The sequence below is a fragment of the Psychrobacter phenylpyruvicus DSM 7000 = NBRC 102152 genome (assembly GCF_000685805.1).
GTDB lineage: Bacteria > Pseudomonadota > Gammaproteobacteria > Pseudomonadales > Moraxellaceae > Psychrobacter > Psychrobacter phenylpyruvicus.
The window spans coordinates 21,575-28,336 of the sequence record NZ_JMKP01000032.1 but is presented as its reverse complement, the minus strand read 5'-3'; the positions used below and the strand labels follow the sequence as shown (position 1 = coordinate 28,336).

Annotated in this window: 8 protein-coding genes and 1 pseudogene; 4 read left to right on the top strand and 5 right to left on the bottom strand. The window is 37.4% G+C overall.

Translation table 11 applies throughout. The annotated features are described in order from the left end of the window. A pseudogene (locus G561_RS0111045) lies at window positions 1-228 on the bottom strand (IS3 family transposase); the annotation flags it as partial. A gap of 186 nt (window positions 229-414) precedes the next feature. Here G561_RS0111045 and G561_RS14530 point away from each other — a divergent pair. After that, on the top strand, window positions 415-951 hold the full coding sequence (locus G561_RS14530; RefSeq protein ID WP_051584519.1) for a DnaJ domain-containing protein: 537 nt from the start codon (window positions 415-417) through the stop codon (window positions 949-951). 126 nt (window positions 952-1,077) lie between these two features. On the opposite strand, the gene G561_RS0111035 is transcribed toward G561_RS14530, so the two are convergent. Next, window positions 1,078-1,521: a hypothetical protein gene (locus G561_RS0111035; RefSeq protein WP_028859613.1), complete on the bottom strand. Its 444-nt coding sequence runs from the start codon at window positions 1,519-1,521 to the stop codon at window positions 1,078-1,080. Between the two features lie 55 nt (window positions 1,522-1,576). Continuing rightward, window positions 1,577-2,194, bottom strand: coding sequence for a DUF2939 domain-containing protein (locus G561_RS0111030; protein ID WP_028859612.1), 618 nt, complete (start codon window positions 2,192-2,194; stop codon window positions 1,577-1,579). A gap of 293 nt (window positions 2,195-2,487) precedes the next feature. Here G561_RS0111030 and G561_RS0111025 point away from each other — a divergent pair, with 293 nt between their 5' ends. Next, the gene (locus G561_RS0111025; protein ID WP_028859611.1) at window positions 2,488-3,246 is read left to right on the top strand and encodes a hypothetical protein; all 759 of its coding nucleotides are present in this window, start codon (window positions 2,488-2,490) and stop codon (window positions 3,244-3,246) included. Here the strand turns inward: G561_RS0111025 and G561_RS14525 are convergent. Both G561_RS14525 and G561_RS0111020 read right to left on the bottom strand, forming a co-directional pair. Next, entirely contained in the window at window positions 3,164-3,727 is a 564-nt protein-coding gene (locus tag G561_RS14525) for an IS630 family transposase (protein WP_037032278.1), read from the bottom strand. The two genes, G561_RS0111025 and G561_RS14525, sit on opposite strands and share 83 nt — an antisense overlap. Next, on the bottom strand, window positions 3,690-4,001 hold the full coding sequence (locus tag G561_RS0111020) for an IS630 transposase-related protein (RefSeq protein ID WP_028859610.1): 312 nt from the start codon (window positions 3,999-4,001) through the stop codon (window positions 3,690-3,692). The genes G561_RS14525 and G561_RS0111020 overlap by 38 nt, the downstream gene beginning before the upstream one ends. Before the next feature lie 75 nt (window positions 4,002-4,076). On the opposite strand from G561_RS0111020, the gene G561_RS14520 reads away from it, so the two are divergent. Together G561_RS14520 and mcrC are read left to right on the top strand one after the other, a co-directional pair. After that, complete coding sequence (locus G561_RS14520) at window positions 4,077-5,564, top strand: McrB family protein (RefSeq protein WP_228707622.1); 1,488 nt, start codon at window positions 4,077-4,079, stop codon at window positions 5,562-5,564. A 1-nt stretch (window position 5,565) separates the two neighbouring features. Beyond that, window positions 5,566-6,657, top strand: coding sequence for a 5-methylcytosine-specific restriction endonuclease system specificity protein McrC (mcrC, locus tag G561_RS0111010; RefSeq protein WP_028859609.1), 1,092 nt, complete (start codon window positions 5,566-5,568; stop codon window positions 6,655-6,657). The last annotated feature ends 105 nt before the right edge of the window (window positions 6,658-6,762 follow it).

Here is a 6,762-nt window from a genome sequence, read left to right as displayed (position 1 = left end):
CCTATGTAGTTCATCGATAATAGCTTGCTGGGCTTGTTCGTTGGCTTGCTGTTTGGTATTGAATGCCGTAGGGATAACTGCCAAAGCCTGCTTTTTCCAGTTGCTGATTTGGGTTGCATGAACCCCATATTCTGCGGTTAACTCGTTGAGGGTCTTGTGTTCTTTGATGGCTTCAACGGCGACTTTGCTTTTAAATTCAGCATTGTGACGCTTACGTACTTTCGTCATTAGATAGACCTCTTTTTCTAAAGGTTATTCTATCTTATTTGCTACAATTTTTTGGTCTAGTTTTCCGGGAGTATTATAATCCGTCAGCTTGAACATCAACTTAAAGCTTACGACGATGAAAAGATTGAGTTAGAAAAGACACTCACTGAGTTTTATAGCCTTCACACTCAAGAGTTAAAAGACTACATGCTCGAGCTTATACATTTGCGTAAACAGAGAGCCAAAGAGAACCCCGAGTCTTTTGCAAAAGAACTTGAGAACGAAAAAAGATATAAACAGCAGGTAGAGAAACAAGAAGGAATCGTTTTTAATAACCTTAGCGATGAAGATAGAAAAACCATTAAAAAGGTCTATAGACAAGCAAGCCAGATTTGTCATCCTGATCGTGTGAGTGAGGATATGAAGGACATAGCTCAAGAAATATTTATGCAGCTTAATGAGGCTTATAATGCAAATGATTTAAAAGCTGTAAAAAGAATAAAATTAGAGCTAAAAGAAGGTATGTTTAAACCACGCTCTGAAACAGTTAATGAGAAGGAGCAGTTAAATACCTTAGTTAAGTCATTAAGATATAAGTTGGAAAAAGCAGAAGAGTCTATTGTTTCAATCAAGAATAGTTCAGATTATCAGTCCATCATGGCAATTGAAGACTGGGGAAGCTATTTCGATATGAAGAAACAACAGCTGATAGCGGGAATTGAAAAGTTAAAAGCAGTAAGTTAAGTATATCTCCCTTTGCAAGTTCATTTTCTCTCAATGTTATCTAAGTTCATGAGTCTAGATATATGCTGCTAGACTCATTGTTTCAAAGATAATCTTCATTATTAAATGATGTCTTTGATAGCTCTATCAACAATAGCGATTGAATAAAGCTTCAACAGCCCCTCTATCCAAGCGGTTCACAAAGTTTTTATCAGAGCGATTATTTGGGTAAGCCATAGACTCTTTAAAGCTAATAGATCTATCCTTAAGAGGATCGTGTACGATATGAGATTCTATAGGGTTTTTGCAGTTAAGTTGAACTAGGTTTTCAAATCCGTCTGAGTAACCTTCTGAAGATACGTAAATCATCATAACTTCAGGCTTTAAGTGTCGTTTAGTAGGTGATAGGACAGCGTATGGGTTTGCATACCAATTAGTTGAATTAGTACTATTAACCACTGGACTACTGTATATCATAACCTTGTCTTCTTTAAGGAACTCATCGACGGTCTTTATTTTTGCAGCAGCAGGTGTATTAGACGCCAGACTGGCTATAAGTAGCCCTCCCAAAATTTTATTTAATACCTTCAAGTTAACTCTCCTTATTTTGTTAATTAACCCAATTAAGCACAAAGCTTTATTGTATTTATTGATAAGCATGCTTATCAGAATTAAAGTCAAAAGAATCTTGAATAAATTCTTCAGTATCTGCTTGTGTAGAGCTATTGTTATCTGAAAAATCCAAAGGTAAGTTTATTCTATGGACCTTCCAGCTAAGACCATCTCGACGCATAATAATATCTAAATTATCTTCATAATCAGGGTTAGACAAAGATACCTTGAAGCTTTTATAGGTTATATAGTTGGTTTTATAATCAAGTTTATTCTCGCCTGTCTGCTGCTCATCAGTTTGTTCTACAGCATCACCATTTAAATCTGGTTTTTGCCCTTGAACCATCATTGCTACACCATCGGGTGTAACAATGCCATCAACAGCTTTATCAATCATGGCAGTAGCGAGCATAGCACCTAAAGCTTCAAACCCATCAGCATCTTTCTGCGTTACCTGTTTCATAATCTGAGCATTAATCTGATCTTTTAAACCTTGCTTAACACTTGGAAAATCAATATATTCTGATAGTTTGTCTGCATCACCTGCTTGGGCTGCCTTTTTAATGTTATTCAAGGCCAAGTACGGTGAAGTGTATAAATATATTGCAATAATGACGATAAGGCCTATAGCTAAGTACACAAACTTCTTCATAGTTTAGTTCTCTAATTAACTCTAATTCCTTAAATAGTTGTGAAGCAATGAATTAGAAATACTAGTTGCAGAAATGTTTTTACAAAGTTTCTTAATATTATCCATTTGTAATATATTAAACTATAATGTAAATGGCAATAGATTTAAAAAATATTTAACTTCAGCTTAAAGTTTAATATTAAACGATAGGTGTGAAATACTTGCAAAAGCGAGCATGCAAAGCATTGAATTAAAGGTTTTTTACTAAAAACCTATTTTGATAAGAGATATCTGTTATTAGGACAATTGAAATAATGAATGGCATAGATATTAATGAAAATAAAAACTACTGGTTTGTAGGGGCATCTTTTGGAGGTACGAAAGATCAGACTAAGCGATTTATTCAAGAAGGTATATGGGAAGTAAATAACGATAAACAGGCTGACTTAGTTAAGTCCATTCAGTCAGGCGAAAAAATAGCTATTAAGTCAGCCTACACCCGTAAAAATAACCTACCTTTTGACAATATAGGTCATACAGTATCAGTAATGGCGATTAAGGCTATTGGCACTGTGGTTGAAAACTTAGGTGATGGCAAAACACTAAAGGTAAAGTGGGAAGAAGGCTTTGAACCAAGAGAATGGTATTTTTATACAGGACTTAAAACGGTTTGGAAGGTTGCACCTGATGAATGGCGCAAAGCTGACTTAATAGACTTCACTTTTAACGGAAAAGAGCAGGATATTAACAGATTTCGCAACCATCCTTATTGGCGTGAAAGGTTTGGAGACAGTGCTAAGGAGCAATCTCGATTTAACTGGACCAGTTTTTATGAGGCATTTGCAACTCAGCTTTTGAAATATCGCAATCATCGTGAAGAGTTGGTAGCAGGTATTCATAAAATATCAGAAAAAATAGCAGTAATGTCTGTATTGAATGACGAATACGAGGAGGGTGTTAAAGGTCCTCTAAAAGATATAGTCATAGCCCTTAAAAACAGTCACACAGCCAAAGAAAATAGAAGAATAACGTATCGATACAATCTATTCCCCAATCTTGACGCTTTTTCTTAACCCAAGCCCAAGTTTGCTCAATAGGGTTTAAGTCAGGACTATAAGGCGGCAACCATAGAATAGTGTGTCCTGAATCTTCAATGATTTTTTGAATATCAAGGCCCTTATGGAAAGTTGCATTATCCATAACGATCACGCTATTAAGGGGAAGTTGTGGTAATAACAGTTGCTGAGCCCAGCTATGGAATACATCACTATTAACACTACAGTCGTAAAGACCTACTGCGAATAACTGATTATTGTAAATAGCACCTATGGCATTGGTTTGGTTTTTTAGTTGCCAGTTATGCTCGCCAAAGCACTTCTCACCTTTTTTGGCATAGCCGTAAGGTCTGTAATCATGTGCCTTGAAGCCACTTTCATCTAAGTAAACGACAGGACGGTTATCTTTTTCATACCAGGCTAACTGCTCAGCGAATAACTGACGTTTTTCTTCATCTGATTTAGGATGATGCAGTGTCTTTTTTTTGAGTAATACCAAGTCGCTTCAGTGCACGACTGATGCTTCTTTGGCTACAGTTAAGACGTCTTGCTCGTTCTATTTGATAAGCATCTGGGTAAAGCTCAACATCTGCTTTAAGACGATCGCTATCCACCTTGTAAACAGTATAGACGTAAGCTTTACGCTCAATGTTCTTTTTCCAACGCTGAATTGTCGTTGTACTGATTTGATATTCTTCGGCAAGCTCTCGATAACTGTAACCTTCGTCAAGCTTGTCTAATATCATTTGTCTGTAGTCTTTTGAATATGCCATCTTATCAGTGTATCTTATTTATGGGGCTATGACTATATTTGCCCATTTACAGTATTTGCCTTATTTAATCGAGGTTTGACAGATGAAAATAGACAGAAGATAGCTAAAGAATTATCTAAATTAATAGGGGTTTCAGAGCCTATACCAACCTCGTTTGATGGCATTCCAGTGGTAAATAATCAGTCAACTTGGTTTTTTGGCTATAGCTATAAGCGTCAGCCAGATGATATTGATAACTTATGGGAAGTGTTTGCAAGAGCAATCTCATTGGCTGACCAAAATGATGAAGGCGACAGTGAAGATATTGTTAATGATTTTTCGATTGCCTATGACAAAGCTATGCAAGTGCATGGCGTTGGTTGGAATCTTACAATGGGCCTTTATTGGATTCGACCTTGGACGTTCTTAACACTGGATGGTCAATCTAAAAGGTATATTACTCATAAGCTTAATATTCCTATAAATACTAATGGACCAAATAAGCGGTGTACCTCAAAAGACTACTTGGAAGTAATTGATAAAATAGAGAGTCGCTTGCAAGAAGACAGCTATCCTGTTCATTCTTTCCCAGAGTTATCATATGCTGCTTATCAATATAAGCCTCAAGAGGCTGATGAGCTATTAGATGAGGAGGAGGAGGGTAGTACAACAAATACTACTATGCCTGACTCCTACTCTGTCGATCATATAATTAGTGATGGCTGTTTCCTTGAAAAAGTAGAAGTTGAGAGGATTTTAAAAAGACTGCGCACTAAGAAGAACTTGATATTACAAGGCCCGCCTGGTACGGGTAAAACATGGCTAGCAAAAAGATTGGCTTTCGCACTTATCGGTCAAAAAGATGATAGTAAGATAAGAGCGGTTCAGTTTCATCCCAACTTATCTTATGAGGACTTTATAAGAGGGTGGAGACCATCAGGCGCTGGCAAGCTTGAACTTGTAAATGGTCCATTTATGGAGATGATTAAGACTGCAATTGCCAATCCTAACTCTAAGTATGTGTTGGTTATTGAGGAAATTAACCGAGGCAACCCTGCTCAAATATTTGGTGAGATGCTCACGTTGCTTGAGACTGATAAGCGAACGCCAGAAGAGGCATTAGAGCTATCGTACAAGATGGAGAAAGGGGAGCGGGTTTATATTCCAAGTAATCTATTTGTTATAGGGACGATGAATATTGCAGACCGCTCACTTGCTTTAGTTGATTTAGCATTGAGACGACGATTTGCATTCATAGACTTAGAACCTAAGCTAGGAAAGTCTTGGTATGATTGGGTACATACTCAAAATGGCATTGGTTCTAATCTACTAACTGAGATAGAAAGAAGGATAACTGCTCTCAATAATGAAATTGTAGCAGATCCCAATTTGGGCCCTCAATTTAGAATAGGCCATAGTTATGTTACACCTCCTGTTGGTGCAAGTATTACAAATGACAATGCAAAAGAGTGGTTTTGTGATGTTGTCGATACCGAAATTGGTCCATTATTGGATGAATATTGGTTTGACAATATAGAAAAGTCGAAACAAATTCAAAAGCGTTTAATTGAAGGCCTACTATAAAATGCCTGCAGATGATATTGGGTACATAGGTGAGATACCTATTCGTAACCTTTGGCTTCTTATGCTGTATGCATCAGATATCTACAGAGAGCTGAATAAAGGTAGGGTCGCTGTTGAAGAAAATCCGGATGATATTCCAGACCTAATTGCTGAGATGCTCTGTCAACGTGTAGAGCATCGTATTCAGCGTAACTTGAGTTATGGTTATCAAAGTAGAGAAGCAGTTATCAGTAGGGTTCGTGGAAGGATTGATTTACTTAATACTGAGCGAAATCGTCTCTTAGATCGAGGTAAGGTTGCCTGTAGGTTTGATGAACTAACGGTTGATACTGCCCGTAATAGGTATGTTAGAGCGGCCCTAGAAAAGATTGCTAAAATAGTGCAGCGTAAAGAGCTAGCACATAGGTGCCGGTCGTTAGATATACGTTTGAGACGTATGGGCGTTAGTCAGGTATTACCTAGTAGATCAGAGCTATCTGTAGATAGGCTGAGTCAGCATGATGCCGAAGATAAGCCAATGCTAACAGTGGCACATTTGGCCTTTAATTTAGCGCTACCTACTGAGGTGACGGGTTCAAAGTATTTATCTAGTCCTGAACGACAAGACTTACCTTGGTTGCGAAAATTATTTGAGAAGGGTGTGGCTGGGTTTTATGAAGTAACTCTATCAAATCAGGGATATAAGGTAATGGCTGGTAAGAGAATAAATTGGCCAGTGACTGTTAGTAGTCCGGGTATCGATAAAATCTTGCCTAGCATGAAGACCGATATCGTTATTGATAATCTTGATTCAGGGCAACGTATTATTATTGATACTAAATTCAATGCTGTGTTGGCGAGAGGTTGGTATCGAAACGAGACTTTAAGAAGTGGATATATTTATCAGATGTATGCTTACCTAAGATCTCAAGAAGACAGTGGAGATTTTTTGGATAGGAGTGCCTGTGGCTTATTTATACACCCTTCAGTGGGCGAAGATATTAATGAATATGTGGTTATTCAAGACCATAAAATTCAGTTTGCTACTGTAGATCTTGCAGCATCAGCTAAAGAGATACGTAGACAACTTTTGGGTCTTATACTAAAGAAATAGGCAGCTATAATGAACTTAACGTATAAGAGAAGAGGAAGCATTACACAAGTAACACAACTTACTTAGACTAAAAAAGCCAGACAACCTAAGCTGTCTGGCTTTCTA